This window comes from Pseudomonas sp. TH39(2020) (genome assembly GCF_016650715.1).
Classification (GTDB): Bacteria; Pseudomonadota; Gammaproteobacteria; order Pseudomonadales; family Pseudomonadaceae; genus Aquipseudomonas; species Aquipseudomonas mandelii_C.
Genome location: NZ_JAEKFF010000006.1, coordinates 2,530,551 through 2,557,415, shown reverse-complemented (window position 1 = coordinate 2,557,415; position 26,865 = coordinate 2,530,551). Strand labels below are relative to the sequence as shown.

Genomic DNA, 26,865 nt, shown 5'->3' with positions numbered 1-26,865 from the left:
GCGTCATCGGCAAAGACCAATAGCCCTATTATCAATACGGGTTGTTTGAGCGCATGGAGCACTCAGGCAACCGACAAAGGAATTACTCCATGAACAGCCGTTTCAAGGCATGGCGTCACCACCTCGCCTGGACCCTTCCGATGGTAGCCGTGCTTGCGGGCTGCACCGGTGGCGACAACAACACACCGAAAACCCACGCCCTGGCGACCTACTCCAGCGCCACGTGGGAAGCACTTCCGACGGTGTCCGACAACGACCTGGTCGCCGGCTTCGGTTCGTGGCGCAGCGCCTGTACCCGACTCAAAGCCGACCCGGTGTGGGGCTCGACGTGTGCGGCTGCCACCAACGTGCCGCAAACCGCCAGCGACATTCGTGGCTTCCTCAAGCAGAACCTCGACGTCTACGGCCTGCGCGCCGCCAATGACAATCCCAACGGCTTGATCACCGGCTATTACGAGCCGGTCTACCCCGGCAGCCTGACCCAGACCGAAGTGGCAAACATCCCGGTGTACGGTGTGCCCGAGGACATGATCATCGTCTCGCTGGACAGCATTTATCCGGAACTCAAAGGCAAACGCCTGCGCGGACGACTCGAAGGTCGCGTGCTCAAGCCTTACGACGATGCGGCCAGCATTGAAACCAAAGGGGTCAAGGCACCGGTTGTTGCCTGGCTGACCGATCCGATGAACCTGCAATTCCTGCAAATCCAGGGTTCGGGTCGTATTCAGCTCGACGATGGCCGCCAGTTGCGCATCGCGTATGCCGACCAGAACGGTCACCCGTATCGACCGATCGGCCGCTGGCTGGTGGACCAGGGCGAGCTGAAAAAAGAAGAAGTGACCATGGGCGCCATCAGCAATTGGGCCAAGGCCAATCCGACGCGCATTCCGGAACTGCTGGGCAGCAACCCCAGCTACGTATTCTTCACCCGCAATCCGGACAGCAACGAAGGACCTCGCGGCTCGTTGAACGTACCGCTGACCGCCGGCTACAGCGCGGCGGTGGATCGCAAAGTGATTCCGCTGGGCAGTCTGTTGTGGTTATCGACCACTAAACCGGACGGTACCGCACTGGTACGCCCGGTTGCCGCTCAGGACACCGGCGGCGCAATTGCCGGCGAAGTCCGTGCAGACCTGTTCTGGGGCACGGGCGATGCGGCCGGGCAATTGGCCGGCGACATGAAACAGCAGGGACAGATCTGGATGCTATGGCCTAAAGGCGCAGCCCTGCCTCAAGTGCCTCAGGTGACCGACAAGCTTTAAAGTCAAAAGACCGTAGGCTCCTACATGATCAGGTTCGCCGCAAAATCGCGGATGAGCATCGATCCTGTAGGAGCTGGCGAAGCCTGCGATCTTTTGATCTGGCTCTTAAACAGAAACCACAAAGAAACTGACGATCAACCCCAGCCCCACCAGCCACATCAGCGACCGCAAAATCGCCCAGTCCGCCAAGTAGCAAATGATGTACAGCAGCCGACTGGTGATGAACAACACCGCCAGCACGTTGATCGTCACCAGTTCGGCATTGCCGGCCAGGTGCGCGACGATCACCGCCGCCGCGAACGCGGGAGTCACTTCAAAACTGTTCAGATGCGCCGCATACGCGCGTCGGCCCAAACCATTCAGTGACTCGAGAAAGTCACGGGGGTCATGGTTGTCTTTCGGCCTGAACCCGCCACTGACCCTGGCGATGCTCGTGCAGATATAGGGCAGGAAAATCGCGATCAAAATGCACCACAGAGCAACCGTCATAACGCAATCCCTTCTTCAAGTTTCAAGAGTCGAGCTCCAGTCAAAACTTCATCACCAGCATGCCGATCAGCACCAGCCCACAAGCTAAGAGCCGCGGCCTGCCGAAAGGTTCTTTCAGGTAACGCATGCCGAACAGCACCACCAGGATCACGCTGATCTCGCGCAATGCCGCCGCTTCGGCAATCGAGCCCAGCTGCATGGCCCACAGCACCAGAGCGTAGCTGAACAACACGCAAAACCCGACCGCCAAGCCCAGTCGCCACTGTTCACGCCAGAACAACATGAAGGCCGGTCGTTTACGCACCAGCGCCAGTAACGGGAACGGCCAGGCGCTGAGCAACGTGACCCACACCAGGTAATCCAGCGGATGCGACCAGCGCCGCAACGCCTGGCCATCGATGAAGGTGTAGCAGCCGATGCACAGGCCGATCAACGCCACCACCGGTAGCATCGACCATGGCAATCGCGCACCGCCGCCGCCCTGCCAGAGCAGGCAAAGCATGCCGAACGGGATCAACAAAATCCCGAAGATCTGCTGGTTCGTCAGCACTTCTCCGGCAAAAATCAGCGTCAGTGCCAGCACCACCAGTGGCGACAAGCCACGCGTCAGCGGATAGACCAGCCCGAGATCACCGACCCTATAGGCCTGGATCAGCAAATAGCGATAGAGCAATTCAAACGCCGCCGACGCCAGAATCCACGGCCAGAGGTCCAGGGGTGGCAACGCCACGAACGGCAGCATCAGCACGACAAACAGCATTGCCACGCTGTCCATGCAGGCCACCACCAGCAGCCGTTCCGCACTGAATTTGATCAGGGTATTCCACGCCGCGTGCAACAGCGCCGCTACTAACACCAGTGCTGTTGCAAGCACGGCACACTCCTTATTTTGTCCCGCCCTCTGTAGGAGCTGTCGAGTGAAACGAGGCTGCGATCTTTTGCTCCTGGAAAATCAAGATCAAAAGATCGCAGCCTCGTTTCACTCGACAGCTCCTACGGAGTTCAGCTGGATAATTGATTCGCCATATGTCAGCAGCTGTTTATACTGCAAGCGACCACGCCGCACTCAGTTGCGCACAGACTAATTCCAATAATTTCTGCCACCACCCGCTCTCGTCGAGAACGGGCGTCGGCATGCGTATGCCTGATCAGAGCGTCAAGACTACCGACAGAGACCTTGCGCATGCCACTCGCCTTGCTTGCCCTCGCTGTTGCCGCGTTCGGCATCGGCACCACTGAATTCGTCATCATGGGCTTGCTGCCCGATGTCGCCCGCGACCTTGCCGTCAGCATCCCCCACGCGGGCCTGCTGATCACCGGCTACGCCCTGGGTGTGGTGTTCGGTGCGCCGATCCTCGCGGTCGGCACCGCCAACATGCCGCGCAAAGCCACGCTGCTGGGCATGACCCTGATGTTCATCCTCGGCAACATTCTTTGCGCATTGGCGCCGAACTACGCCACGCTGATGGCCGCACGAGTGATCACCGCGCTCTGCCATGGCGCGTTCTTCGGCATCGGTTCGGTGGTCGCCGCCGGTTTGGTGGCACCGAACAAACGCGCCCAGGCGATTGCGATGATGTTCACTGGCCTGACCCTGGCCAACGTGCTGGGCGTGCCATTGGGCACCGCGCTCGGGCAATACGCCGGCTGGCGCTCGACGTTCTGGGCGGTGTCGGTGATCGGTGTGATCGCGGCTATCGCGCAATGGGTCTGGTTGCCGAAGGACATCGCCATGGACAAGGCCAACCTCGCCAGCGAGTTCAAAGTACTGGGCAAGGTCAACGTTCTGTTGGCCTTGGGCATGAGCGTGCTGGCGTCGACCAGCCTGTTCAGCGTCTTCACTTACATTGCCCCCATCCTGCAAGACATCACCGGGGTCAGCCCGCATGGCGTGACCATCATGTTGCTGCTATTCGGGGTCGGACTGACCGCAGGCAGCATGCTCGGCGGTCGCCTGGCTGACAGTCGCTTGCTGCCGTCGCTGGTGGGCATGGCACTGGCTGTGCTGGTCGTGCTGGCCGCGTTCACACAGACCAGCCACTCAGTGATTCCAGCCGCAATCACGCTGGTGTTGTGGGGCATCTTCGCCTTTGCCCTGTGCCCAATTTTGCAACTGCTAATCATCGATCAGGCCCATGAAGCGCCGAATCTAGGCTCAACGTTGAACCAGAGCGCGTTCAACCTCGGCAACGCAGCCGGTGCGTGGATTGGCGGGCTGGTCGTCGCCAGCGGTGCGGATCTGGCGGACTTGCCGTGGACCGGCGCGCTGGTCAGTGGCTTGACGGTGCTGACGGCGCTTTTCTACATCTATCTGCAACGTCGTAGTGCTGCTGCGGTCAATGTGTCCGGCTGAATAACGGCATCGCCCATGACATTGCCTTCGCGAGCAGGCTCGCTCCCACATGGACAGCGTATCCCCCTGTGGGAGCGAGCCTGCTCGCGAAGAAGCTGACTCGGTGTATCTGCCCAACCCTATCAACCACCTCATCCAAAGGACCCCGGATGCTTGAACTCGTCGCTGCGTTTATCTGCCTCACCACGCTCCTCACCTACGTGAATTTCCGCTTCATCGGCCTGCCCCCGACCATCGGCGTCATGGTCACCGCGCTGATGTTTTCCCTGTTGTTGCAAGGCTTGAGTTTCATTGGCTACCCCGGTCTCGAAGAACGTGTGCAACAGTTGATCGGCCAGATCGACTTCGGCGATCTGCTGATGAACTGGATGCTGTCCTTCCTGCTGTTTGCCGGCGCCTTGCACGTCAATCTGAATGACCTGCGCAGCTATCGCTGGCCCATCGGTTTGCTGGCAACCTTCGGCGTGTTGATCGCCACCGCGGTGATCGGCAGCCTCGCCTATTACATTTTTGCCCTGTTCGGCTGGCACGTAAGCTTCTTGTATTGCCTGCTGTTCGGCGCGCTGATTTCCCCCACCGACCCGATCGCAGTCCTCGGCGTACTGCGGACCGCCAACGCCTCCAAGCCCCTGAAAACCACCATCGTCGGCGAGTCGCTGTTCAACGATGGCACCGCCGTGGTGGTGTTCACCGTGTTGCTGGGCATCGCGCAACTCGGCGAAACCCCGACGGTCGGCGCCACGGCCATGCTGTTCGCCCACGAGGCGATTGGCGGCGTACTGTTTGGTGGGCTGATCGGTTACCTGGTGTACCTGATGATCAAGAGCATCGAACAACACCAGATCGAGGTGATGCTGACCCTGGCGCTGGTCATCGGCGGCTCGGCCATGGCGTCGGAACTGCACGTCTCCGCTCCGATCGCGATGGTGGTCGCCGGCCTGATCATCGGCAACCTGGGCCGCAACCTGGCGATGAACGACATGACCCGAAAGTACCTGGACGGTTTCTGGGAATTGCTCGATGACATGCTCAACGCGCTGCTATTCGCTCTGATCGGCATGGAGTTGTTGCTGCTGCCGTTCAACTGGTTGCACGTGCTGGCGGCGAGTTTGCTGGCGCTGGCGATTCTGCTCTCGCGCCTGCTGACGGTGGCGCCGGCCATCGTGCTGCTGCGGCGCTGGCGCACAGTACCGCGCGGGACGATCCGGATTCTGACCTGGGGTGGTTTGCGCGGGGGTGTTTCGGTGGCGCTGGCCCTGGCCTTGCCGCTGGGTCCGGAGCGCGACTTGCTGCTGAGCATCACCTACATCGTGGTGCTGTCGTCGATCCTGTTGCAGGGCTTGAGCATCGGCAAACTGGTCAAGCACGTGACCAAGGACGAGCCTGCGCCAGCGGCACAGGGCGAGCATCACTGATTACTTTTTGGTCTTCTGCGGGTCGGGCTCCGGGCCTTGATCCGCAGACTTCTTCGGCGGGCCACTCTCGCTGCGAATTTGCGCATGACTGATCAGCGCGAAGATGAAGCTGCCGCCGATGATGTTCCCCGCCAGCGTCGGCCCGGCGAACACCAGCCAGAAATCCTTCCACGGCAACTCGCCAGCAAACACCAGATACGAGACCTCGGCGGACCCGACCACGATGTGGGTGAAATCCCCCAGCGCCATGAGGTAGGTGATGAGGATGATGATCCACATCTTCGCGCTCTCCATGGACGGAATCATCCAGACCATGGTGGCGATCATCCAGCCCGACACAATGCCTTTGGCGAACATCTGGCTGGCGTCGTTCTCCATGATCTTTCGCCCGATATCGAGGAAGGCCAGGTCAGTCTTGCTGTCGAAAATCGGCAGATTCAGCATCACATACGCCACCAGCAACGTGCCGCAGAGGTTACCCACCAGCACCACCGACCACAGGCGTAGCAACCGCCCGAAATTGTTCAGCGTAGGTTTGGTCATGATCGGCAGCACCGCCGTCAGGGTGTTCTCGGTGAACAATTGCTGACGGGCGAGGATCACCGCAAGAAAGCCTGCGCAGTAACCGAAACTGGCGATCACCTTGAAGCCTTCGCCGTCCGGCAGACGGGAATTGAGCAGCCCCATGGCCATCAGCGACAGGCCCATGGTCAGGCCGGCGGCCAACGCCGACCACCACAAGGCGGCGACACTGCGCTCGAGTTCCTGATCGCCCTGGGTGCGGATGATTTCGTGCAGCACCGCCGCCCGCGGCGGCTGGCTCTTGTCGACGTCGTGCTGTTCTTCAGGCGAGAGGTTCGGGGTCTTGCCGTCTTTCTTGGTGTCCATAAAGCTCCTGAACCTGTGGCGTGTCATGTAGGTACGACACGCGGGGTTCGGCGCTGTTCAGTGGTCCGTCAAATCATCGTTAACCAGTAGACCGCTTTCGCGAGCAGGCTCGCTCCCACAATGAATCTCAGTCGTTGTCAGCGTTTGTATTCGCTGAAGATCAAATGTGGGAGCGAGCCTGCTCGCGAAGGGCGCGCCGCCGATATCACTCGTTGATGCCATCATCCTTGAACTGGTCTTTGACGTACTTGATCTCGGTTTGGCCGTGTGCCGCGGGCAAGCCGTCTTCACCCAGATTGACGAAGACAATCTTCTCCACCGTGAGGATGCTTTTGCGGGTGATCTTGTTACGCACTTCGCACTTCAGGGTGATTGAGGTGCGCCCGAACTCGGTGGCGGTGATACCCAGTTCAATGATGTCGCCCTGGCGCGAGGCGCTGACGAAGTTGATCTCGGAAATGTACTTGGTGACCACACGCTGATTGCCCAGCTGGACGATGGCGTAGATCGCCGCTTCTTCGTCGAGCCAGCGCAACAGGCTGCCGCCGAACAGCGTGCCGTTGGGGTTGAGGTCTTCGGGTTTTACCCATTTGCGGGTGTGGAAATTCATATTCACTCCTGAGCGTCTTGCCGAATGATGGTGGGCATCATGGCAGAGCCCGACCTAGAGCTCTATTACGCATCGACTATGGTCTCGATTACCGTTCAGACATTGACCAACAGAAACGCTTTGGAAGTATCGCTCACACGGCTATAATCGCCACCGTTTCAAAACGGTCATCTTCACGTGGCCCGCATGGCCAGTTTTTCAGCTCAAATTCGGATGCCAGAAGTCCAGAGCCAAGGCGCTGTGACGAGTCATAGCCAGCTATGGCGAGGAACAGCAACGTAGGATCTGGGCTTTTGGCGCCGAAGTTGAGCTGAAAAAACTGGCCATGCGGGCCACCTGATACCGTTTTCCCGCCACCTGTCCGAGGGGCGCTGCAGCAGGCTAGACCTGTCAGGCTCGGATGGGGCGTTGCTTGACCGTTATCGGTCAGACACTAAACGCACAACGGCGCCCATTCGCATACATTACGAATGGAGGCTCATCATGAGCGCTGTTATCACGCCTGCAGATTTTAACGATTACAAAGTTGCCGACATGTCCCTGGCTGCCTGGGGCCGTCGCGAAACCATCATCGCCGAATCCGAAATGCCAGCCCTGATGGGTCTGCGCCGCAAGTACGCCGGTGAGCAGCCGCTCAAAGGCGCGAAGATCCTCGGCTGCATCCACATGACCATCCAGACTGCCGTGCTGATCGAAACCCTGGTTGCCCTGGGTGCCGAAGTGCGTTGGTCGTCCTGCAACATTTTCTCGACTCAGGACCAGGCCGCTGCCGCTATCGCTGCTGCCGGCATCGCGGTTTACGCCTGGAAAGGCGAAACCGAAGAAGAGTACGAGTGGTGCCTGGAGCAAACCATCCTCAAAGATGGCGCGCCTTGGGATGCCAACATGATCCTCGACGACGGCGGCGACCTGACCGAGTTGCTGCACAAGAAATACCCGGCGATCCTGGACCGCGTCCACGGCGTTACCGAAGAAACCACCACCGGCGTTCACCGCCTGCTGGACATGTTGGCCAAGGGCGAGCTGAAAATCCCGGCCATCAACGTCAACGACTCGGTGACCAAGAGCAAGAACGACAACAAGTACGGCTGCCGTCACAGCCTGAACGACGCGATCAAGCGCGGTACCGATCACCTGCTGTCCGGCAAGCAAGCGCTGGTCATCGGTTACGGTGACGTGGGCAAGGGTTCGGCCCAGTCCCTGCGTCAGGAAGGCATGATCGTTAAAGTCTCCGAAGTTGACCCGATCTGCGCCATGCAAGCCTGCATGGACGGTTACGAGCTGGTTTCGCCGTTCATCGACGGTATCAACAACGGCACTGAAGCAAGCATCGACAAAGCACTGCTGGGCAAGATCGACCTGATCGTGACCACCACCGGCAACGTCAACGTTTGCGACGCAAACATGCTCAAAGCCCTGAAGAAGCGTGCTGTGGTCTGCAACATCGGTCACTTCGACAACGAAATCGACACGGCTTTCATGCGCAAGAACTGGGCATGGGAAGAAGTGAAGCCACAGGTTCACAAGGTTCACCGTACTGGCCCGGGCACTTTCGACGCTCAGAACGACGACTACCTGATCCTGCTGGCCGAAGGCCGTCTGGTTAACCTGGGCAACGCAACCGGCCACCCAAGCCGCATCATGGACGGTTCGTTCGCCAACCAGGTTCTGGCTCAGATCTTCCTGTTCGGCCAGAAGTACGCCGACCTGTCGCCAGCCCAGAAAGCCGAGCGCCTGACCGTTGAAGTACTGCCGAAGAAACTCGACGAAGAAGTGGCCCTGGAAATGGTCCGCGGTTTCGGCGGCGTTGTGACTCAACTGACCAAGACCCAGGCCGACTACATCGGCGTGACCGTTGAAGGTCCGTTCAAGCCGCACGCTTACCGCTACTGATTCGCCCTGCTGCTCGCTCCCACATGGACCGTGCAAGCCTTCCCGGCTTATGAGTTCCAAGGATATGACCATGTCCCAAGACCGTCGCTACAGCTTCGAGTTCTTCCCTACGAAGACCGATGCTGGGCATGAAAAACTGATCGCCACTGCCCGTCATCTGGCGACCTACAATCCTGACTTCTTCTCCTGCACCTATGGCGCTGGTGGTTCGACCCGTGATCGCACCCTCAACACCGTGTTGCAGCTCGAAAGCGAAGTCAAAGTCCCTGCCGCACCGCATTTGTCCTGCGTTGGCGACAGCAAGGACGACTTGCGCGGCCTGCTGACTCAATACAAGGCAGCCGGCATCTCCCGTATCGTTGCCCTGCGCGGTGACCTGCCTTCCGGCATGGGTATGGCCAGTGGTGAAATGCGCCACGCCAATGACCTGGTTGAATTCATTCGTGAAGAAACCGGCGATCATTTCCACATCGAAGTCGCCGCCTACCCGGAAATGCACCCGCAAGCGCGCAATTTCGAAGACGATCTGACCAACTTCGTGCGCAAGGCCAACGCTGGCGCCAACAGTGCGATCACCCAGTACTTCTTCAACGCCGACAGCTACTTCTACTTCGTCGAGCGTGTACGGGCGATGGGCGTGGACATCCCGATCGTTCCGGGGATCATGCCGATCACCAACTACAGCAAACTGGCGCGATTCTCCGATGCCTGCGGTGCGGAAATTCCGCGCTGGATCCGCAAGCAGCTGGAAGCCTACGGCGACGACACCCAGAGCATTCAAGGCTTTGGTGAGCAAGTCATCACCGAGATGTGCGAACGCCTGCTGCAGGGTGGCGCTCCAGGGCTGCACTTCTACACGCTGAACCAGGCCGAACCGAGCCTGGCGGTGTGGAAAAACCTGAAGTTGCCGCGCTAAAAGCCGTTAAAGCAAGACCAAGAGATCGCAGGCTTCGCCAGCTCCTACATCGGGCGTGTTTAATCCCCGTAGGAGCTTTCGCAGCCTGCGATCTTTTGCTTTTAACGCCCTTTTATTGTGCAGCACACACTGAGTTAGAGCTTCTGGATCCCATTTCTGGCTCTTTCCGGTTTCTCGTCGTAATCTCAAGTCATGCCTTTGATCGCGCAGTTACTGACCATGGTTATTTTTACTTGCCTGAGCTTCGCCGCTCGGGGCGAGAAGCTGCGCATTGTCACTGAGCCGTGGGCGCCATACGTCTATGAGGAAAACGGCAAATCCCTGGGGCTGGACTACGAAACCACGGCCATCGTATTCAAACGCCTGGGGATCGAAGTGGAATGGCAGTTCCTGCCGTGGAAACGCTGCCTGTCGATGCTTGAAACGGGCCAGGCAGATGGCGCGCTGGACATCTTCCACAGCGATGAGCGCGACGCCACCCTGCTCTACCCCGGCGAACCGCTCTCGGAAGTGGAGTTCGTGATGTTCTACGCCAATGAGCGGCCCCACCCTTTTCACACCCTGGCCGACCTGAAAGGGCTGACCATCGGCACGTCCCCAGGCTATCTGTACAGCCAGGACTTCAGCGAATCGACCCTGTTCATTCGCGAACCGGCACCGACCCATGAAGCCAACTTCGGCAAACTGGTGCGCGGGCGGATCGACCTGCTGATCACTGATCGCAGGGTTGGTCAGCACTTACTCGACGAATTGGGCATCCGCGACAAGATTACCGAAAACCCGACCGTCATCAGCCACCAGAGCCAGTACCTGGCAGTACGCCGCAACGCCGGCATGGACTTGTTGGTGCAGCGCTTCGGCGCCGAACTCAAACGCTTCAAGCGCGAGCCTGCGTACGCTGAATTGAGCGCCCGTTACGGCGCCGAACCGGCCGCCGAGATCAAAGCCACCAGAGCCACCGCCGCCAACGGAAAAACCGTTGAGCAGCAGGAAAGCGGCGCGCAGTGATTGCTCTGTTATACTCCGGCCTTCCCGCCAGGCTCACGCCCGGACGCTCGGACTTGTTCAAGGCATCTCGACCCCGCTACAGCGCAGCTTTTCAGCCCGCGCGAGCACTCCAGATGAGCCTTCTTGGCCCAGCAGGACCGGACGGGATTGCGTTCCTCTTAAACGCCATTCGCGCCAGGCAAGACTCCCATTGGGCCAAGCCCTAACTAAAACAGGATTACTCATGTCCTTTGCTTCCCTCGGTCTCTCCGAGGCTTTAGTCCGCGCCATCGAGGCAGCGGGCTATACCGAGCCTACTCCGGTGCAACAGCGGGCCATTCCCGCCGTGTTGCAAGGTCGCGACCTGATGGTCGCGGCTCAGACAGGTACTGGCAAAACCGGCGGCTTCGCCCTTCCGATTCTGGAGCGGTTGTTCCCCAACGGTCACCCGGACAAATCCCAGCGTCACGGCCCGCGCCAACCGCGCGTACTGGTCCTGACCCCTACCCGCGAACTCGCGGCTCAAGTACACGAGAGCTTCAAGGTTTATGCCCGTGACCTGAAGTTCGTCAGCGCCTGCATCTTCGGCGGCGTCGGCATGAACCCACAGGTTCAGGCCATGTCCCGCGGTGTTGACGTGCTGGTGGCCTGCCCTGGCCGCCTGCTCGACCTCGCCGGCCAAGGCAGCGTCGATTTATCCCACGTGGAAATCCTCGTGCTGGACGAAGCCGACCGCATGCTCGACATGGGCTTTGTCCATGACGTGAAAAAGGTCTTGGCCCGTCTGCCGAGCAAACGTCAGAACCTGCTGTTCTCGGCGACCTTCTCCAAAGACATCACCGACCTCGCCGGCAAGCTGCTGCATAACCCGGAACGCATCGAAGTCACGCCGCCGAACACCACGGTCGAGCGTATCGAACAGCGCGTGTTCCGCCTGGCCGCCAGCCACAAGCGTTCGTTGCTGGCGCACCTGATTACCGCTGGCGCCTGGGAACAGGTGCTGGTGTTCACCCGCACCAAGCACGGCGCCAACCGTCTGGCCGAGTACCTGGACAAACACGGCCTCAGCGCCGTTGCGATCCACGGTAACAAGAGCCAGAACGCTCGCACCAAAGCCCTGGCCGACTTCAAGGCCGGCGAAGTGCGCATCCTGGTCGCCACCGACATCGCCGCTCGCGGCCTGGACATCGATCAGTTGCCACACGTGGTCAACTTCGAATTGCCAAACGTCGACGAAGATTACGTTCACCGTATCGGTCGTACCGGCCGTGCCGGTCGTTCGGGCGAAGCGATCTCGCTGGTCGCTCCGGACGAAGAAAAGCTGCTGAAAAGCATCGAACGCATGACCAAGCAGAAGATTGCCGACGGCAACCTGATGGGCTTCGATTCCAGCGCTGTAGAAGCCGAGAAGCCTGAAGTCCGCGAGCGTCCGGATGTGCGTAACCCGCGCAACCCACGTGGCCCGCGCGGCGACGGCCCGAACGGCACCGGTGGTGGTGGCGGTCGTAAAGACAAAGGCAAGGACAAGGGCGGCAAGGAAAAACCTGCAGCCACTGGCCGTGGTGATCGCCCGGCGCGTGAACACAAGCCACGCGAAGGCACTCCGGCCCGCGAACAACAGCGTCCAGCACCACGCGCTGCTGCTGCAGACCGTGCTCCGGACGAGTTCCTGGACGACGATATTGATAACTTCGGTAACCGCGTCGACTACGTTCCTCAAGCCAAACCGGCTCAGGGCCGTGGTCGCCGTCCGGGTGCTCCGGCACAAGGCGCCGCAGCTGGCGCAGGTGCAGGTACTCCACGCACTGGCGGCGGCGGCAAGCCTCAGGGTCGTCAAAGCGGCCCACGCAGCAGCGATGGTGCTACCACCGGCACGCCGCCGGCCAAGCGCAGCGGCCCACGCAATGGTGCTCCACGTGACGGCCAGGCCCGTCGCGAAGAGTCCCGCAACCGCCGCCCGGCCCGTACCGACGACCAGCCTCGTTCGGAACCGGCCGTGCAGAACCCGCGTGGCCCGGCACCGAAGATCATCCATAAAGAGTCGAAAACCGATCGGTTCCCGACTCCTGAGCAACTGGATCAACTGCCAGGCCGTCCGCGCGGCGAGAAACCAGCCTTGCTAACCCGCAATCGCTGAGTGTCACTCACAAAAACGCCCCGACTGGTTCGGGGCGTTTTTGTTTGTACCGATCATCACGATCGTTTTTGGTCAAACCGCCGCACTCACGCAACGCTTCCTTCTTTATGAAAGAGTTTGGCAACGATCATCCAGCGGCCATCGACTTTCATCACGTTCAGATAATCAACCATGACATTGTCGAACAGTCGCAGACGCACCTTGACCATTGCCATTTCCGGAGACATGACGTCAATCATCAAAATCTCATCCAGGCTCGCAAACCCGCGCTCCTGCGGCGACTGACGTCCTTGTACGATGGCGCGATATTCTGCGTAAGGACGCACCGTTACCGCCCCGTCCTGAGCGCTATAGAGGACACAGCCGGGATGGAAAACCTCGTCAAACCGGTTCAAATCCTGGTTTTGCAACGCGCTGAAGTAGTTCTCCAACATTCTCTGAATTTCATTGATTAGCATGTACGGATCCTTGTCGAGCGGAAATGAAGTCACCAACGCTCACTGAGCGTGAGACGGATTATCCGTAGCCTCGTCAATTCATGTATAGCGGCGATTTCTGCCCGGTTCAGTGAATGGAATTCACCTATTGAAACTACCTCCGCTAGCGGCCCTCCGGGCCTTTGAAGCCTTGGCACGATTGGGCAAGGTCAACCTCGCGGCATTGGAACTGCACGTCACCCACAGCGCTGTCAGCCACCAGATACGCTCGCTGGAGGAATACCTGGACGTTAGACTGACTGAACGTAGTGGCCGCGGTGTGGTGCTGACAGAAGAGGGGCGTGTGTACGCCTATCAGATCCGGCAAACCCTGGGTGAAATTGCCGGGGTAACGGAAAGATTCCTGTCCAAAACCCGACACCCGCAACTGACCCTTTCGGTGCTGCCGTCCTTTGGAATGTTTTGGCTATTGCCACGCTTGCAAGGGTTTATCGACGCGCAGCCCGGATTGCGCCTCAAGCTGGCAGCCAGTATGGAGTTTTCAAGTTTCGAGGGCGGCCTGATCGATGCGGCGATCCGGTTTGGCCACGGAAAATGGCCAGATGTGCACTGTGAGCCGTTGATGCAGGACTCCTTGTTGGTCGTCGCCGCGCCGGGATTCAATCTAGGATGCTTGCCTGTCGATGCCGAGTCCGTTCTGGGACATCCATTACTCCACGCCAGTGAAAGCTGGTCGACCTGGCTTGCTGCTGCTGGCGTTGAACAGATGCGTCCGCTCGCGGCACTAGAGTTCACTGACTCGACTTTGATGCTTGAAGCGGCGCGCCTGGGTTATGGAATCGCGCTAACCCGTCGCTCGATTGCTCACGCCATGATCCAGTGCGGGCAACTGGTTAAACTGACCGACGTTGAACCGCTGCACGCATCCCGTTATTTCATGCTTTGGCCGACCCACACACAACGCTCGGCGCAGTTGGCGAGCCTGCTGACTTGGCTACGCAATGAAATCGCCGACTACCAAAGCAGCCTCTCCTGAACACCAGGCAGCAAAACGCCGACCCTGAGGTCGGCGTTTTGATGACGCAAACAGCTTACTTCGCTTTGACACCTTCAAACGTCACATACAGCTCGACCGCGTCGGACGCTGGGCCCAAATCTTTCTGTTTGCCGAAATCGGAACGCTTGATGCTGGTGGTGCCTTCAAAGCCAGCACGGTAGCCGCCCCATGGGTCCTTGCCTTCACCCAGGAAAGTGGCCTTGACCACGACCGGCTTGGTCACGCCCAGCAGGGTCAGGTCACCGGTCACGTCCGCAGTGTCTTTGCCAGCGGCGTTCTTGCCGGTGGGTTTGACGCTGGTGGAAACAAACGTGGCTTTGGCAAACTTGCTCACATTCAGGAAGTCACCGCTGGCGATGTGCTTGTCGCGCTCGGCATGGTTGGTGAATACGCTGGCGGTGTTCACGTTGAACTCGATCTTGCTGGCTTCCGGCTTGGCCGCATCGAAGCTGAACTTGCCATCGATATCCTTGAAGGTACCGGTGATGAAGCTGTAGCCCAGGTGGCTGATCTTGAAGTCAACGAAGGCGTGCTGGCCTTCTTTGTCGACGACGTAGTCAGCCGCCATCACGTTAGCGGACAGCAGAGCAGAACCGATTGCCAGAGCGGCGAGCGTCTTTTTCAACATGCTTTCTATTCCTTTGGAGTCGAGGTTGAGCTTCAAGCTTTGCGGCCCAGCATTCGCGTCAGGGTCGCATCACGATCGATAAAGTGGTGCTTCAGTGCTGCAAACGCATGGAGACCGGAAAAAATGACCAGCACCCACGCCAGATACAGATGAATCACACCAGCGGTGTCTGCCTGATCCGGTAGTCCGGAAACCAGTGCAGGAACTTCAAACAGGCCAAACACCGGAATCCCGACACCTTCTGCGGTGGAAATCAGGTAACCGGCAATCATCACAGCGAACAGACTGAAATACAGGAACAAATGGCCGAACATGGCGCCAATGCGCGTCATGCGGCTATAGCTTTCAAGTGCGGGTGGTGGCGGGCTGATGAAACGCCACAGCACCCGTAGAACCATGACGACTAACAACACCAGGCCAATGCTCTTGTGCAAGTCGGGCGCGTCTTTGCGCCAGACGCTGTAGTAGTCGAGACCGACCATCCACAAGCCCAATGCAAACAGACCGAAGACCACCAGCGCCACGCCCCAGTGCATGAAAATGCTGACCCAACCGTAGCGCGAAGAAGAATTACGTAGCTGCATTGCCCAAATCCTGTGAGAACTGCGCCCAAGACTATCGAGTTATCTATCGAGTTAAAGCGGAAAATTTCGCTTTGAAGTATCGAGAAATACGATCAAGAGTCTGAAATGGGTGAGTTAAGGAAAGATTAAAGACCCCTGTGTAAGAAAAAATGAAGTCCAACTAAAGAACACCTGCGCCATAAGGTTTATTCGATTCTTGATATTGGTTTTCTTCGGGCATAAAAAAACGCGGCATTTCTGCCGCGTTTCTTTAATCCCGAAGCTTACTGCGCTTTGGTATCTGTGGCCGGAGTCGCAGCGGGCTTGACCGCTACTTTCTTCGCCGGTTCAGCCTTCTTCACCGGGGCCTTTTTAGCCTCGGTTTTGGCCGCAGGTTTTTTCGCCGCAGCTTTGACCGGGGCTTTTTTGGCTGGTTCGGCTTTCACCGGGGTCGCTGGTTTCGGCGCTTCTACCGGTGCTGGCGCTGGGGCCGGCTCAGGTGTTGGAGCCGGTGCCGGAGCAACCGGAGCCACTGGCTCTGGCGCCTTGACCGGTGCCGGTTTGTCGTCGGAACCACCGAACAGGTTGGTGAAGAAGTTACCTTTCTTCGCCGCTACCGCGCCGGCCGCCGCAACGGTCGCTGCCGGAACAACCTTCGCCGGTTCAAACGACTTGCCGGCCGCCAGGTCTTCTACCTGACTGGCTGCCCGCTGACCGGTGCGCAATGCACCTTCCAGCGTGCCCGGGTACAAGGTGTCAGTGTGTTCGCCGGCAAAGGCTACACGCTGAATCGGACGCTCCCACAGACGCCAGTACTTGCTGATCTGGCCAGGACCGAATGCCAGGTAAGCGCCGCCCATCGATGGGTCGGTGCTGTAGCGGCGGATTTCATAACCGGTGAACGAACCGCGCGCCTGTGGATAAAAGGCGTGCAGACGGATCAGCACCTGATCGACCATCTGCTTATCGCCGAAGGCTTGCATCACGCGCGCGTTGTCGCCGGACAGGTTGATCACCACGTTGGCGCCGCCCTTCAGCGCCGGCTCAACCCACAACATGCCCAGACCGGCGTTGCTGTAGATCTCGCCGGTCATCCGCGCCTTGCTTTCCCACACGGGCGTCTTGAACTTCAGCATGATCTGGTCGCGCCAACCGTAGTTGGTGCCTTTGATCGCGCCCATGTGCTGGGCATCCAGCGACGGAGTCATCTGAATCTTGTTCAGTGCGCGCAGTGGCACGGCCACAACGACGTAATCAGCCTGGTAGCCAACGCTGCCGACTTTGACGGTCACGCCGTCCTTGTCCTGAGTGATCGCCGAGACCGGAGAGCTGGTCTTGATGGTTTTCAGTTGTTTGACGAAGGCCTGTGCCAGCACCGGGCTGCCGCCGGGCAGGCGCGAAGCACGCAGGTCACGGTCGGCAACGCCAAGGTAGACGCGGCTTTGCTGTGCGAAGTACAGCAGCGACAGGCGCGACGGTTCGTCATAACGGGTACGAATCTGCTGATTCACCAACTGACGTGCCGTGGCTGGCAGGTTCAGACGGTCGAGCCAGTTGGCCACGTTGATCTGGTCCAGCGCGAACAGTGTGCTGTTGGCGGCCGGGTTCTGCGGGTCTGCGATCGAACGCGCCAGATCATCCAGGGTCTTTTCGTAACGTTTCAGCGCTTCGGCGGTGGCCGGCTGTTTGGTCGCCAGATCGGCGGCGGTAAAATATTCACCGTCGATCAGGTAGCCAGGAGTCCGCACGAATTCAGGGGCTGGCGTGGTGGTCAGCTTGAATGTCGAAACGTATTTGTTCAGAACCGGCTGGGTCTTGTCGTTGCCGATCCACTCACTGGTGGCCATGCCAGAGCGACCGCCCATGCTCGGTTTGGCTTCCAGCAGGGTGACCTGCCAGCCCTTGTTTTGCAGTTCGTAAGCAGCGGTGAGGCCGGCCAGCCCTCCTCCGATCACGATCGCGGTTTTATCCTTGGCCAGCGCAGACACGCTGAACAGCCCCAACATCACCAGCGCACAGGCGCGCAGCCAACCAGCAGACATTCAGAGAACTCCGGAAATACACGAGGACATAACGGTTTTACGAGCCAGACGGCTCAAAGAACCGCGAAGAATACGTCAGCCATCAAAAGGCCGCCAGCGACGTCTATCCACCTATACAAAGTAGCTCAATCCACACAATGGGTTGTCCCCGTGACGCGCATTGCATAGGCTTGCCCGATTGTTTGCCCGCGCACGTCGCGAGCCGCCTCGAGGAGACTGAAAATGGGCCTGAATAATCAGTGGATGCAACGCGATCTCGCGGTGTTGTGGCATCCCTGCACCCAGATGAAAGACCACGAACAGCTGCCGCTGATCCCGATCAAACGCGGTGAAGGCGTTTGGCTGGAAGATTTCGAAGGCAAACGCTACCTCGACGCCGTCAGCTCCTGGTGGGTCAACGTGTTTGGTCACGCCAACCCGCGGATCAACCAACGCATCAAGGATCAGGTCGATCAGCTGGAGCACGTGATCCTTGCTGGTTTCAGCCATCAGCCAGTGATCGAGCTGTCCGAGCGCCTGGTGAAAATGACGCCGGAAGGCCTGACCCGGTGCTTCTACGCCGATAACGGTTCGTCCTGTATCGAAGTCGCGCTGAAAATGAGCTTTCACTATTGGCTCAACCGCGGCCAGCCAAACAAGAAGCGCTTCGTCACCCTGACCAACAGCTACCATGGCGAGACCATGGCGGCGATGTCGGTGGGCGACGTGCCGCTGTTCACCGAAACCTACAAGGCCCTGCTGCTGGACACCATCAAGGTGCCGAGCCCCGATTGCTACCTGCGCCCTGATGGCATGAGCTGGGAAGAACATTCGCGCAACATGTTCGCTGCCATGGAACAGACCCTGGCCGAGAACCACGACACCGTCGCTGCGGTGATCGTCGAGCCGCTGATTCAGGGCGCCGGCGGCATGCGCATGTACCACCCGGTTTATCTGAAACTGCTGCGCGAAGCCTGCGACCGCTATGGCGTACACCTGATCCACGACGAAATCGCCGTCGGCTTCGGCCGCACCGGGACGATGTTCGCCTGTGAACAGGCCGGTATCCGCCCGGACTTCCTCTGCCTGTCCAAGGCCCTGACCGGCGGTTACCTGCCGTTGGCGGCCTGCGTGACCACCGAAGATGTCTACAGCGCGTTCTACGACGACTACCCGACCCTGCGCGCCTTCCTGCATTCCCACAGCTACACCGGCAATCCGCTGGCGTGCGCGGCGGCATTGGCGACTTTGGATATCTTCGAAGAAGACAACGTCATCGAGAACAACAAGGCGCTGTCTCTGCGCATGGCCAGCGCCACCGCGCATCTGGCCGATCACCCGAACGTTTCGGAAGTGCGCCAGACCGGCATGGTACTGGCCATCGAGATGGTCAAGGACAAGGCCACCAAGGAAGCTTATCCGTGGCAGGAACGTCGCGGCTTGAAAGTGTTCCAGCATGCGTTGGAGCGTGGTGCTTTACTTCGACCGCTGGGCAGCGTGGTGTACTTCCTGCCGCCGTACGTGATCACGCCTGAACAGATCGACTTTCTGGCCGAAGTGGCCAGCGAAGGCATCGACATTGCGACCCGCGATAGCGTCAGTGTTTCGGTGCCGAAAGACTTTCATCCGGGCTTCCGCGATCCGGGCTAATTGATTTCACTTAAGCTTTCGTGGCGTCAGGGCTGACGCCTTCGCGAGCAGGCTCGCTCCCACAGGATGTACGCGGTCAACTGTGGGAGCGAGCCTGCTCGCGAAGGCGTCGCCATGATCTTCACATGAATTACAGAGACCCAGCATGAGACTGTCCCGCTTCTTTATCGACGCCCCCTTGAGCACCGGCGAACACGAGTTGCCCGAGGCCCAGGCCCATTACATCAGCCGCGTGTTGCGCATGGCCGAGGGTGATGCGCTGCAACTGTTCGACGGTTCGGGCCATGAGTTTCGCGCCACGCTGGTGGAGGTCGGCAAGAAGCGCGTCGTCGTGCAGATTGATGAAAGCTTCGCCGGGCAGGTCGAGTCGCCCTTGCAGATCCATCTCGGCCAGGGCTTGTCCCGTGGCGAGCGGATGGATTGGGCGATTCAGAAAGCCACCGAACTGGGCGTCACTGAAATCACCCCGATCTTCAGCGACCGCTGTGAAGTCCGGCTGAAAGACGAGCGCGCCGACAAACGCCTGATGCACTGGCGCCAGGTGGCGATCAGCGCGTGCGAGCAATGCGGGCGTTCACGGGTGCCGGTGATTCACCCGCCGCTGCTGCTGGCCGATTGGCTGAAGCAGACTCAAGCAGAATTGAAGTTGGTGCTGCATCCGGTGGCCGAGCCGTTGGTGACTCATGCGAAGCCGGCGACGCTGGCGTTTTTGATCGGCCCGGAAGGCGGATTGTCCGACGCTGAAGTCGAGCAGGCCAAGGCTGGCGGCTTTCACGCTGCCCGCCTCGGCCCTCGCGTGTTGCGCACCGAAACCGCACCGGTGGTGGCATTGGCGGTGGCCCAACAACTGTGGGGCGACTTCTGACCCCATGATCGTTCCCACGCTCTGCGTGGGAACGATCAGTCAGGAGCTATTGCACCGGATCACTCACCGGTTTGGCGATGATTGCCTTCAGTTCGCTGGTCATCGGGAATTCCAGGTTCAGGCCTTTGGGTGGAATCGGTTGCTGGAACCAGCGCTGATAGATGCCGTTGATCTCGCCCGAACTGTACAGATCGGCGAGGGTTGAGTTCACCAACTCGAGAAACTGCGGATCGTCCTTGCGCACCATGCAGCTGTAGATTTCCCGCGACTGCTCCTCACCCACCACCACCCAGTTATGCGGATCGCGGGCCTTGGCGCGTTCGCCGTAAAGCAGCGCGTCGTCCATATAGAACGCCGCCGCCCGACCCGACTGCAACATCTGGAAGGCTTCGCCGTGGTCCTTGGCGCTGATCACGAACATATCGACCTTGTGATCGACGTTGTAGCTCTTCAGAAACCGTTCATTGGTGGTGCCGGCGGTGGTCACGACGTTCTTGCCGCGCAGGTCGGCGAAGCTTTTGATGCCGCTGTCCTTCGCCGTGAGCAACTGCCCCTTCACGTAGATAAACCCGTAGGAAAACGCCACTTGCTGCATGCGCTCGGCCGTCACGCCGGTGGAACCGCACTCAAGGTCGACCGTGCCGTTCTGCACCAGCGGAATGCGCGTCTGCGAGGTCACCAGGTTGTACTTCACCTGCAGATCCGGCAGTTCAAGCTTTTGCTTGATGCGCTCGACAATCTTGCTCGCCAGGTCCACCGAATAGCCCATCGGCTGCCCCGTGTGATCACCCACGTAGGAGAACGGCACCGATGCGTCGCGATAGCCCAGCGTGATGCTCTTGGCATTGGCAACCTTGTTCAGCGTGCCGGTCAGTGGCGCTTCGTTGGCCTGGACCTGGCTGGCGAGCAGCAGGCCGAGGGTGCAGCCGATCAACGTGATTTTTTGCATTGTTATTCTCCGTTGTAGGTCAGTTGATTAGCGGCGGGCGGCGATCACGGTGATTTCCACCAGAACCTCTGGACGGGCCAGTTGCGCCTGCAAAGTAGTGCGGGTCGGCGCCTTGCCCGGCGACAACCACTGCGACCAGACCTCGTTCATGGCGGCAAAGTCGCGACCAATGTCGTTCAGGTAAATGGTCGCGTTGAGCAGATGATCCTTGTCGCTGCCAGCTTCGGCCAGCAACGCATCGATTTTCGCCAGCACTTCGGCGGTTTGGCCGGTGACGTCGGGGCTGTCACCCGGAACCTGTCCCGAGAGAAATACCAGATCGCCAAAGGTCACCGCGCCAGAGAGCCGGCTGTTGCTGTTGATACGGTTAATGCTCATCGGTTTTTCCTTTTCAAGTCAGGCGACGCGGGGGCGAGGCCCAGCATTTCGATTGAAGGGGTGCGCCGCGCGATCAACTCGCTGAGCAACCGAGCGCTGCCACAAGCCAGGGTAAAACCCAGGGCGCCATGGCCGAGGTTGAGCCACAGGTTGCGGTACGCCGTAGCGCCAATCAACGGCACGCCGCTGGGGGTGGCCGGACGCATGCCGGCCCATTCGATGGCGGCATCGTAATCGCCGGCATTGGGTAAGGTTTCCTGCGCCTGGCGCTTGATCAGCGCCAGGCGTTTGGGGTCGAGCGCCGGGTCGAAACCGACAATGTCGACCATCGCCGCCACGCGCAGTTGGTCACCGAGGCGGGCATAAACGATTTTGCGGTTGTAATCGGTAATGCTCAGCTCCGGCGCACGATGTTCGGCGCGGATGGGCAAGGTCAGGCTGTAGCCCTTGAGCGGATACAGCGGCAGGTTCATGCCGGGCAATGCCAGCGCCGGACTGCGATGGCCTGCGGCAATCACCAGTTGCTCGACCGGCAGCACTTGCGAACCCATTTCTACGGCCTGCACCGCACCGTCCGCGTGGCGAATGCCGGTCACCTTGCGCCCGAGCAAAAACTCGCAACGCCCCGACACCTTGAGTCGAGCCAGCAGTTGCTGGCAGAAAGCATGGCAATCGGCGACTTCTTCGTCAGGCGTATAAATCGCGCCCACAAACGGCGCCTCGGCCAGTGCAGGCTCCAGCTGTGCGCATTCGGCCCGCGAAAGCACGTGCTGCTGTTGCGGATCAGCCAGGCCATGGCGAGCGTGTTCGAAACTGGCGGTTTCACGAAACGTCACCAGTTTGCCGTTACGCCGCCAGCCGAAACCGTCGAGGCGGTCTTCTTCGCGCCAGCCTTGCAGCGTGGACTGGCTCAGCAGCGCCAGACGCAGCAGGTGCGCGCCATTGCGCTGATTCACCGAACGACGGCAGGCCGCCAGGAAGGACGCCATCCAGCGCCATTGCGCCGGGTCCAGGCGTGGGCGCAGCTTCAACGGCGAGTCACCGCGCAGCATCCAGCCAAGCGCCTGCAACGGTACGCCGGCATCGGCCAGTGGCGCGACGTAACGGTAGGACAACTGGCCGCCGTTAGCGAAACTGGTCTCGCTGCCCAACGAATCCCGGGCCTCGATCAGCGTCACGTCGATGCCGTCGCGCACCAGTGCGTAAGCCGTCGTCAGGCCGATGACGCCACCACCGATGATGCAAACCCGCTGAGCCATGTCTGTCCTTAACCGTTGTTGAAACAGGCTTCAGGTTAGGACCAGGTGACAGCCGTTGAACAATGCATAAAGATGCCTGCCCCATAAACAAAGGTTATGGACTTGCCATGCGACTGCGACACATCGAGATTTTCCAGGCCATTCGCCAGACCGGTTCGGTCAGTGGCGCCGCGCAGTTGCTGCACGTGTCGCAGCCGGCGGTGAGCAAAGTGCTGCAACACGCCGAGCAGCAACTGGGCTTTCCGTTATTCCTGCGGGTGCGCGGCAAATTGCAGGCGACGCCCGAAGCGCTGGAGCTTGAGCGCGAAGTCGACAAGGTCACCGAAAGCCTGCAAGGCGTGCGACGTCTGGCCCAGAGCCTGCGTCGCGAGCCGGGTCACAGCGTACGGATCGGCGCGATCCCGGCGCTGGCCCTGTCGCTGCTGCCGCCGGCCATCAACGAGTGGACGCAACGCTACCCGGACATCGTCTGCGAACTGTCCAGCGCCCACAGCCGTGAGCTGATGCAGAATTTGTTGATGCGCGAAGTGGATGTCGCGCTGACCTTGCAACCGCCGGATCATCCGGGCCTGAAGGCGCAGCCCTTGGCCTGCGGGGTTTTGGTGGCGCTGGCGCCGTTGGGCTATTGGACCGACGACGCCTTGGGCCAACCGTTGCCATTGATCGAACTGGCCGGTGCGCCGCTGATCGGCCTGTCCAGCGCCGACCCGCTGGCGGCCAGGCTCGACAGCTACCTTGAGGCAGTCGATCCGCCGCCACGGGTTCGCATCGCCGTGCAGACCTATTCGCTGGCGCGGGCGATGGTTGAATCCGGTGCCGGGCTGGCGGTGATCGACCCGTTTACCGCGCTCGGCGCGTCCCCCGCCACCACGGCGATTCGACCTCTGGCACCCGCGTTACCGATCACGTTGTATGCAGTCACCCGCGCCGACGAACCGCCACCCCATACCTTGAGCGACTTGTTGCAGGTGTTCAGCCGACGGGCGCAGGCACAACTGGATCGCCTGTGCCCCTGTGGGAGCGAGCCTGCTCGCGAATGCGGTGGATCAGTCAGCGATGATGTCGCCTGACATGACGCTTTCGCGAGCAGGCTCGCTCCCACAGGTTTTTCAAATAGCTGCAGTGCGGTCTACAAGACGTAAAACATAATCGCCACAAAGTGCAGCAAACTCCCGGCGATCACGAACAGGTGCCAGATCCCGTGGGCATGGCGCAAACGACTATCCAGCGCAAAAAAGACAATGCCCACGGTGTACAGCACGCCACCCGATGCCAGCCAGGCGAAACCTGTACTGCCCAACGCCGCCAGTAACGGCTTGACCGCCACCAGCACGATCCAGCCCATCACCGCGTAGATCACGATCGACAGAATCCGCGCTTCCGAACGCGGTTTGATTTCTTGCAGGATGCCGATCAGCGCCAATCCCCAGACAATCCCGAACAGCGTCCAGCCCCACGGCCCGCGCAATGTCACCAGGCAAAAAGGCGTGTAGCTGCCGGCAATCAGCAGGTAGATCGAAAAGTGATCGACCTTCTGCATGATCGCCTTCTTGCGCCCACGCACGCTGTGGTAAACGGTCGACGCGCTGTAAAGCACCAACAAGGTGAACCCGTAAATCGCCACACTGACGATCTTCCACGGGCTGCCGTCCATGCCGGCGATCACCAGCATCCACACCACCCCGACAACCGCTGCCACCGCCCCGACCAGATGCGTCCAGGCGTTCAATCTTTCTCCGTGATACATGCGTTGCTCACCTCAAGATTCGTTGCAACATCGCGCAAGGCTCAGGCCTGAAGGGTAAAAGCGCAATGTTTCAAAACACAAATCCCCCAAGAACCCACATACGTGCACAATCGAGTTATTCGGATAAGAGCCACGCCCATGCTGATCGATGAAGAGTTGACCCTGAAAAAACTCGAGGTGTTCCTGGCCTTCATGCGCACCGGCAACCTGGCCCGTGCCGCTGCCGAATTGCAGACCAGCAACGTCAGCGTGCACCGGGCGATCCATTCCCTGGAAAGCGCCCTGCGCTGCCCGCTGTTCAAGCACGAAGGCCGCAATCTCACGCCCCTGGAAAGCGCTTATGTGCTGGAAGAACGCGCGCAGAAGCTGATTCAGGACGTGGTCGAAACCGTGCGCCTGACCCGCGAAGCCGCCGGGTTCTCCGCCGAGCGTTTCAAGCTCGGCTCGCTGTATTCGCTGACGGTGAAAACGGTGCCGCAGCTGATCATGGGCCTGAAGATCCGCCGCAGCGAACTCAACATCGACCTGATCCTCGGCTCGAACTTCGACCTGCTCTACAAGCTCAAGAACATGGAAGTCGACGCGATCCTGGTGTCGCTGGACGAGAGCGTCAACGACCCGGACTGCGAGCAGATTCAGCTGTTTTCCGACGACATCTTTCTTGCCACACCGGCTGATTCAAGGTTTGCCCAACGGACCGAAGTTGATCTCGCCGAAGTGCGCGACGAGACATTCATTACGCTGACCCAGGGCTTTGCCACGCACCAGGACGGTAATCGGGTGTTCAAGCAGGCGGGGTTCGAACCGAAGGTGGCGATGCAGGTCAACGACATCTTCACCCTCCTGAGCATGGTCAGCTCGGGAGTGGGTTATGCGTTGCTGCCGGGACGGATTGCGGCGGTGTATGAGAACCGGGTGAAGCTGATTCCGTTGCAGGAAAAGTATCGGTTGCAGCAGCACATTGGGGTGGTGTTCTTGAAGGCCAAGGAGCGGGATCCGAATCTGTTGGCGTTGCTGGCGGAGTGTCGGATGTATGCCAATCGCCAGGCTTGAGACCGCGGCGCCCCTATCGCGAGCAGGCTCACTCCCACCCTGGAATGCATTCCACTGTGGGAGCGAGCCTGCTCGCGAAGGCGTCGGTACAATCAGCGAAGATCAGCGGGTCAGCCGACAATCCCGCGAACAATGAAGTACAACAACGAAGGCCCAAGCAAGCACCCAAGCCCGGTGTGGAACGTCGCGGTCAACGCGCCATAAGGCACCAACCGCCGATCCGTCGCCGCCAACCCGGCCGTCACACCACTCACCGTCCCGGCCAGCCCGCCAAACACCATCGCCGAACGTGGGTTATCCAGCCCCATCCAGCGTGCGGCCATCGGCGTGCCGACCATCACAAAAATCGCCTTGATCAACCCGGTGGCAATCGACAACGCCACCACATCCGAACTCGCGCCAATCGCCGCCCCGGTCACCGGCCCGACGATGTAGGTCACCGCACCCGCGCCGATGGTGGTCATGCTGATCGCATCGCGATAACCGAACGCCCAGGCCATGCTTGCGCCGACAATGAATGGCAGGATCGTGCCCAGCAGCAGCGCAATCACACCGATCAAACCGGCCTTTTTCGCTTCGGTGGCTTGCACTTCGAAGGCCGTGGCAACGATCGCAAAGTCCCGCAGCATCGCGCCGCCCATCAGACCGATGCCGGAAAACAGCGTCAGATCCGCCAGGCCTTTTTGCCCGCCCGTCATCGTGCCGCCGACCCAGGCCAGAACAAGCCCGATGACGATGGCAATCGCCGAACCGTGAATCCGTCCGAATGTCAGGCGCTTGGACAGCACCACCGACACCCACATGATCACGCCGACGAACGCGAACGCGGTGACCAGACTGTTATTGGCCAGACCCTTCTCAATGAGTTCCCACATATCAGCGACCTCCTACTGGAGTGCCGACCGGCGTTACTTCCGCCGGTTCATCGGGCAACGGTTCGCCTTTGTGAGTCCGGCTGATCAGCGCAATGGTGCAACCGCAGATCACCACCGAACCGATCGCCGCCAGCACCGCCACCGGGCCGCCGTGCAGGGCGGTGACGACGTTCTGTTGCGCGGCCATCGCGACCACTACCGGAATGTACATGGCGCCCCAGAAGCCGACGCCCATCTCGCAATCCTTGGTCATGCCGCCGCGTTTTTGCATCCACAACCGCGCGCAGATCAACAGGATCATCGCGATCCCGACACCGCCAACGTTGGATTTCACGCCCAGCAACACGCCAAGCATGTCGCCCACGATCACCCCTGCCAGCGTACAAATCGCCAACAGTGCCACACCGTAAATAATCATTGTTGTCGTCCTCAA

Annotated in this window: 26 protein-coding genes and 1 riboswitch; of the genes, 12 read left to right on the top strand and 14 right to left on the bottom strand. The window is 59.9% G+C overall.

All coding sequences use genetic code 11. The features are described 5' to 3' along the window. Window positions 1-89 precede the first annotated feature (89 nt). Window positions 90-1,262, top strand: a complete 1,173-nt coding sequence (mltA, locus tag JFU47_RS19440; protein ID WP_140893694.1) for a murein transglycosylase A — start codon at window positions 90-92, stop codon at window positions 1,260-1,262. 105 nt (window positions 1,263-1,367) lie between these two features. Here mltA and JFU47_RS19435 read toward each other — a convergent pair whose 3' ends face one another. Both JFU47_RS19435 and JFU47_RS19430 read right to left on the bottom strand, forming a co-directional pair. Beyond that, window positions 1,368-1,751 (bottom strand): MAPEG family protein, encoded by a 384-nt coding sequence (locus tag JFU47_RS19435; RefSeq protein WP_123369154.1) that lies wholly within the window; start codon window positions 1,749-1,751, stop codon window positions 1,368-1,370. A 40-nt stretch (window positions 1,752-1,791) separates the two neighbouring features. Beyond that, entirely contained in the window at window positions 1,792-2,625 is an 834-nt protein-coding gene (locus tag JFU47_RS19430) for an EamA family transporter (RefSeq protein ID WP_201184973.1), read from the bottom strand. Window positions 2,626-2,934: 309 nt separating this feature from the next. Here JFU47_RS19430 and JFU47_RS19425 point away from each other — a divergent pair, with 309 nt between their 5' ends. After that, entirely contained in the window at window positions 2,935-4,104 is a 1,170-nt protein-coding gene (locus JFU47_RS19425) for an MFS transporter (protein ID WP_201184971.1), read from the top strand. Between the two features lie 149 nt (window positions 4,105-4,253). After that, window positions 4,254-5,519 carry a cation:proton antiporter gene (locus JFU47_RS19420; RefSeq protein WP_140674942.1) on the top strand — a complete coding sequence of 422 codons (1,266 nt, stop codon included), beginning with the start codon at window positions 4,254-4,256 and terminating at the stop codon, window positions 5,517-5,519. On the opposite strand, the gene JFU47_RS19415 is transcribed toward JFU47_RS19420, so the two are convergent. Both JFU47_RS19415 and JFU47_RS19410 read right to left on the bottom strand, forming a co-directional pair. Beyond that, entirely contained in the window at window positions 5,520-6,407 is an 888-nt protein-coding gene (locus JFU47_RS19415; protein WP_201184969.1) for a formate/nitrite transporter family protein, read from the bottom strand. 205 nt (window positions 6,408-6,612) lie between these two features. Then, the gene (locus tag JFU47_RS19410) at window positions 6,613-7,017 is read right to left on the bottom strand and encodes an acyl-CoA thioesterase (RefSeq protein WP_201184968.1); all 405 of its coding nucleotides are present in this window, start codon (window positions 7,015-7,017) and stop codon (window positions 6,613-6,615) included. Window positions 7,018-7,374: 357 nt separating this feature from the next. Continuing rightward, a riboswitch (S-adenosyl-L-homocysteine riboswitch) is annotated at window positions 7,375-7,477 on the top strand. A 23-nt stretch (window positions 7,478-7,500) separates the two neighbouring features. On the opposite strand from JFU47_RS19410, the gene ahcY reads away from it, so the two are divergent. The 4 genes from ahcY to JFU47_RS19390 all read left to right on the top strand — a co-directional run bounded on the left by ahcY (window position 7,501) and on the right by JFU47_RS19390 (window position 12,950). Further along, the gene (gene ahcY / locus JFU47_RS19405; protein ID WP_201184966.1) at window positions 7,501-8,910 is read left to right on the top strand and encodes an adenosylhomocysteinase; all 1,410 of its coding nucleotides are present in this window, start codon (window positions 7,501-7,503) and stop codon (window positions 8,908-8,910) included. Window positions 8,911-8,980: 70 nt separating this feature from the next. Then, window positions 8,981-9,826, top strand: a complete 846-nt coding sequence (gene metF, locus JFU47_RS19400; protein WP_201184964.1) for a methylenetetrahydrofolate reductase [NAD(P)H] — start codon at window positions 8,981-8,983, stop codon at window positions 9,824-9,826. A gap of 192 nt (window positions 9,827-10,018) precedes the next feature. Further along, window positions 10,019-10,834, top strand: coding sequence for a substrate-binding periplasmic protein (locus JFU47_RS19395; protein ID WP_201184962.1), 816 nt, complete (start codon window positions 10,019-10,021; stop codon window positions 10,832-10,834). Window positions 10,835-11,057: 223 nt separating this feature from the next. Further along, a complete protein-coding gene (locus JFU47_RS19390) occupies window positions 11,058-12,950 on the top strand; it encodes a DEAD/DEAH box helicase (protein WP_201184960.1) in 1,893 nt (630 codons plus the stop codon). 86 nt (window positions 12,951-13,036) lie between these two features. Here JFU47_RS19390 and JFU47_RS19385 read toward each other — a convergent pair whose 3' ends face one another. Next, the gene (locus JFU47_RS19385) at window positions 13,037-13,408 is read right to left on the bottom strand and encodes a nuclear transport factor 2 family protein (RefSeq protein WP_201184958.1); all 372 of its coding nucleotides are present in this window, start codon (window positions 13,406-13,408) and stop codon (window positions 13,037-13,039) included. Window positions 13,409-13,586: 178 nt separating this feature from the next. On the opposite strand from JFU47_RS19385, the gene JFU47_RS19380 reads away from it, so the two are divergent. Then, window positions 13,587-14,423 carry a LysR substrate-binding domain-containing protein gene (locus JFU47_RS19380; RefSeq protein WP_242485126.1) on the top strand — a complete coding sequence of 279 codons (837 nt, stop codon included), beginning with the start codon at window positions 13,587-13,589 and terminating at the stop codon, window positions 14,421-14,423. A gap of 55 nt (window positions 14,424-14,478) precedes the next feature. On the opposite strand, the gene JFU47_RS19375 is transcribed toward JFU47_RS19380, so the two are convergent. The 3 genes from JFU47_RS19375 to JFU47_RS19365 form a co-directional block, all read right to left on the bottom strand. Next, window positions 14,479-15,072: a YceI family protein gene (locus JFU47_RS19375; protein ID WP_201184953.1), complete on the bottom strand. Its 594-nt coding sequence runs from the start codon at window positions 15,070-15,072 to the stop codon at window positions 14,479-14,481. Between the two features lie 32 nt (window positions 15,073-15,104). Then, window positions 15,105-15,656: a cytochrome b gene (locus JFU47_RS19370; protein WP_201184951.1), complete on the bottom strand. Its 552-nt coding sequence runs from the start codon at window positions 15,654-15,656 to the stop codon at window positions 15,105-15,107. A gap of 263 nt (window positions 15,657-15,919) precedes the next feature. Beyond that, window positions 15,920-17,677, bottom strand: coding sequence for a flavin monoamine oxidase family protein (locus JFU47_RS19365; RefSeq protein WP_201184949.1), 1,758 nt, complete (start codon window positions 17,675-17,677; stop codon window positions 15,920-15,922). 222 nt (window positions 17,678-17,899) lie between these two features. Between JFU47_RS19365 and JFU47_RS19360 the strand changes: the two genes are divergently transcribed. Both JFU47_RS19360 and JFU47_RS19355 read left to right on the top strand, forming a co-directional pair. Further along, on the top strand, window positions 17,900-19,306 hold the full coding sequence (locus JFU47_RS19360; RefSeq protein WP_201184947.1) for an adenosylmethionine--8-amino-7-oxononanoate transaminase: 1,407 nt from the start codon (window positions 17,900-17,902) through the stop codon (window positions 19,304-19,306). Window positions 19,307-19,451: 145 nt separating this feature from the next. Beyond that, window positions 19,452-20,171, top strand: a complete 720-nt coding sequence (locus JFU47_RS19355) for a 16S rRNA (uracil(1498)-N(3))-methyltransferase (RefSeq protein ID WP_201184945.1) — start codon at window positions 19,452-19,454, stop codon at window positions 20,169-20,171. 46 nt (window positions 20,172-20,217) lie between these two features. On the opposite strand, the gene JFU47_RS19350 is transcribed toward JFU47_RS19355, so the two are convergent. From JFU47_RS19350 to JFU47_RS19340, 3 genes are read right to left on the bottom strand one after another with little or no spacing between them, the layout of a single operon-like run. Then, the gene (locus JFU47_RS19350) at window positions 20,218-21,120 is read right to left on the bottom strand and encodes a transporter substrate-binding domain-containing protein (RefSeq protein ID WP_140893698.1); all 903 of its coding nucleotides are present in this window, start codon (window positions 21,118-21,120) and stop codon (window positions 20,218-20,220) included. A 27-nt stretch (window positions 21,121-21,147) separates the two neighbouring features. Next, the gene (locus JFU47_RS19345) at window positions 21,148-21,498 is read right to left on the bottom strand and encodes a RidA family protein (protein WP_123369137.1); all 351 of its coding nucleotides are present in this window, start codon (window positions 21,496-21,498) and stop codon (window positions 21,148-21,150) included. Continuing rightward, the gene (locus JFU47_RS19340) at window positions 21,495-22,757 is read right to left on the bottom strand and encodes a D-amino acid dehydrogenase (protein ID WP_201184943.1); all 1,263 of its coding nucleotides are present in this window, start codon (window positions 22,755-22,757) and stop codon (window positions 21,495-21,497) included. The genes JFU47_RS19345 and JFU47_RS19340 overlap by 4 nt, the downstream gene beginning before the upstream one ends. A gap of 107 nt (window positions 22,758-22,864) precedes the next feature. Between JFU47_RS19340 and JFU47_RS19335 the strand changes: the two genes are divergently transcribed. Then, a complete protein-coding gene (locus JFU47_RS19335) occupies window positions 22,865-23,827 on the top strand; it encodes a LysR family transcriptional regulator (protein WP_201184941.1) in 963 nt (320 codons plus the stop codon). 59 nt (window positions 23,828-23,886) lie between these two features. Here the strand turns inward: JFU47_RS19335 and trhA are convergent, their stop codons facing one another. Next, window positions 23,887-24,504, bottom strand: coding sequence for a PAQR family membrane homeostasis protein TrhA (gene trhA, locus JFU47_RS19330; RefSeq protein WP_201184939.1), 618 nt, complete (start codon window positions 24,502-24,504; stop codon window positions 23,887-23,889). Between the two features lie 138 nt (window positions 24,505-24,642). Between trhA and JFU47_RS19325 the strand changes: the two genes are divergently transcribed. After that, complete coding sequence (locus JFU47_RS19325) at window positions 24,643-25,557, top strand: LysR family transcriptional regulator (RefSeq protein WP_140674988.1); 915 nt, start codon at window positions 24,643-24,645, stop codon at window positions 25,555-25,557. A gap of 110 nt (window positions 25,558-25,667) precedes the next feature. Here JFU47_RS19325 and madM read toward each other — a convergent pair whose 3' ends face one another. Continuing rightward, on the bottom strand, window positions 25,668-26,432 hold the full coding sequence (gene madM, locus JFU47_RS19320; protein ID WP_140674991.1) for a malonate transporter subunit MadM: 765 nt from the start codon (window positions 26,430-26,432) through the stop codon (window positions 25,668-25,670). A 1-nt stretch (window position 26,433) separates the two neighbouring features. After that, the gene (madL, locus tag JFU47_RS19315; RefSeq protein ID WP_201184936.1) at window positions 26,434-26,850 is read right to left on the bottom strand and encodes a malonate transporter subunit MadL; all 417 of its coding nucleotides are present in this window, start codon (window positions 26,848-26,850) and stop codon (window positions 26,434-26,436) included. Window positions 26,851-26,865 lie beyond the last annotated feature (15 nt).

Bases quoted from the DNA above. Each gene is read 5' to 3' on its own strand.
- mltA (WP_140893694.1), top strand. From the start codon at position 90: ATGAACAGCCGTTTCAAGGCATGGCGTCACCACCTCGCCTGGACCCTT.
- JFU47_RS19435 (WP_123369154.1), bottom strand. From the start codon at position 1,751: ATGACGGTTGCTCTGTGGTGCATTTTGATCGCGATTTTCCTGCCCTAT.
- JFU47_RS19425 (WP_201184971.1), top strand. From the start codon at position 2,935: ATGCCACTCGCCTTGCTTGCCCTCGCTGTTGCCGCGTTCGGCATCGGC.
- JFU47_RS19420 (WP_140674942.1), top strand. From the start codon at position 4,254: ATGCTTGAACTCGTCGCTGCGTTTATCTGCCTCACCACGCTCCTCACC.
- JFU47_RS19415 (WP_201184969.1), bottom strand. From the start codon at position 6,407: ATGGACACCAAGAAAGACGGCAAGACCCCGAACCTCTCGCCTGAAGAA.
- JFU47_RS19410 (WP_201184968.1), bottom strand. From the start codon at position 7,017: ATGAATTTCCACACCCGCAAATGGGTAAAACCCGAAGACCTCAACCCC.
- ahcY (WP_201184966.1), top strand. From the start codon at position 7,501: ATGAGCGCTGTTATCACGCCTGCAGATTTTAACGATTACAAAGTTGCC.
- metF (WP_201184964.1), top strand. From the start codon at position 8,981: ATGTCCCAAGACCGTCGCTACAGCTTCGAGTTCTTCCCTACGAAGACC.
- JFU47_RS19395 (WP_201184962.1), top strand. From the start codon at position 10,019: ATGCCTTTGATCGCGCAGTTACTGACCATGGTTATTTTTACTTGCCTG.
- JFU47_RS19390 (WP_201184960.1), top strand. From the start codon at position 11,058: ATGTCCTTTGCTTCCCTCGGTCTCTCCGAGGCTTTAGTCCGCGCCATC.
- JFU47_RS19385 (WP_201184958.1), bottom strand. From the start codon at position 13,408: ATGCTAATCAATGAAATTCAGAGAATGTTGGAGAACTACTTCAGCGCG.
- JFU47_RS19375 (WP_201184953.1), bottom strand. From the start codon at position 15,072: ATGTTGAAAAAGACGCTCGCCGCTCTGGCAATCGGTTCTGCTCTGCTG.
- JFU47_RS19370 (WP_201184951.1), bottom strand. From the start codon at position 15,656: ATGCAGCTACGTAATTCTTCTTCGCGCTACGGTTGGGTCAGCATTTTC.
- JFU47_RS19365 (WP_201184949.1), bottom strand. From the start codon at position 17,677: ATGTCTGCTGGTTGGCTGCGCGCCTGTGCGCTGGTGATGTTGGGGCTG.
- JFU47_RS19360 (WP_201184947.1), top strand. From the start codon at position 17,900: ATGGGCCTGAATAATCAGTGGATGCAACGCGATCTCGCGGTGTTGTGG.
- JFU47_RS19355 (WP_201184945.1), top strand. From the start codon at position 19,452: ATGAGACTGTCCCGCTTCTTTATCGACGCCCCCTTGAGCACCGGCGAA.
- JFU47_RS19350 (WP_140893698.1), bottom strand. From the start codon at position 21,120: ATGCAAAAAATCACGTTGATCGGCTGCACCCTCGGCCTGCTGCTCGCC.
- JFU47_RS19345 (WP_123369137.1), bottom strand. From the start codon at position 21,498: ATGAGCATTAACCGTATCAACAGCAACAGCCGGCTCTCTGGCGCGGTG.
- JFU47_RS19340 (WP_201184943.1), bottom strand. From the start codon at position 22,757: ATGGCTCAGCGGGTTTGCATCATCGGTGGTGGCGTCATCGGCCTGACG.
- JFU47_RS19335 (WP_201184941.1), top strand. From the start codon at position 22,865: ATGCGACTGCGACACATCGAGATTTTCCAGGCCATTCGCCAGACCGGT.
- trhA (WP_201184939.1), bottom strand. From the start codon at position 24,504: ATGTATCACGGAGAAAGATTGAACGCCTGGACGCATCTGGTCGGGGCG.
- JFU47_RS19325 (WP_140674988.1), top strand. From the start codon at position 24,643: ATGCTGATCGATGAAGAGTTGACCCTGAAAAAACTCGAGGTGTTCCTG.
- madM (WP_140674991.1), bottom strand. From the start codon at position 26,432: ATGTGGGAACTCATTGAGAAGGGTCTGGCCAATAACAGTCTGGTCACC.
- madL (WP_201184936.1), bottom strand. From the start codon at position 26,850: ATGATTATTTACGGTGTGGCACTGTTGGCGATTTGTACGCTGGCAGGG.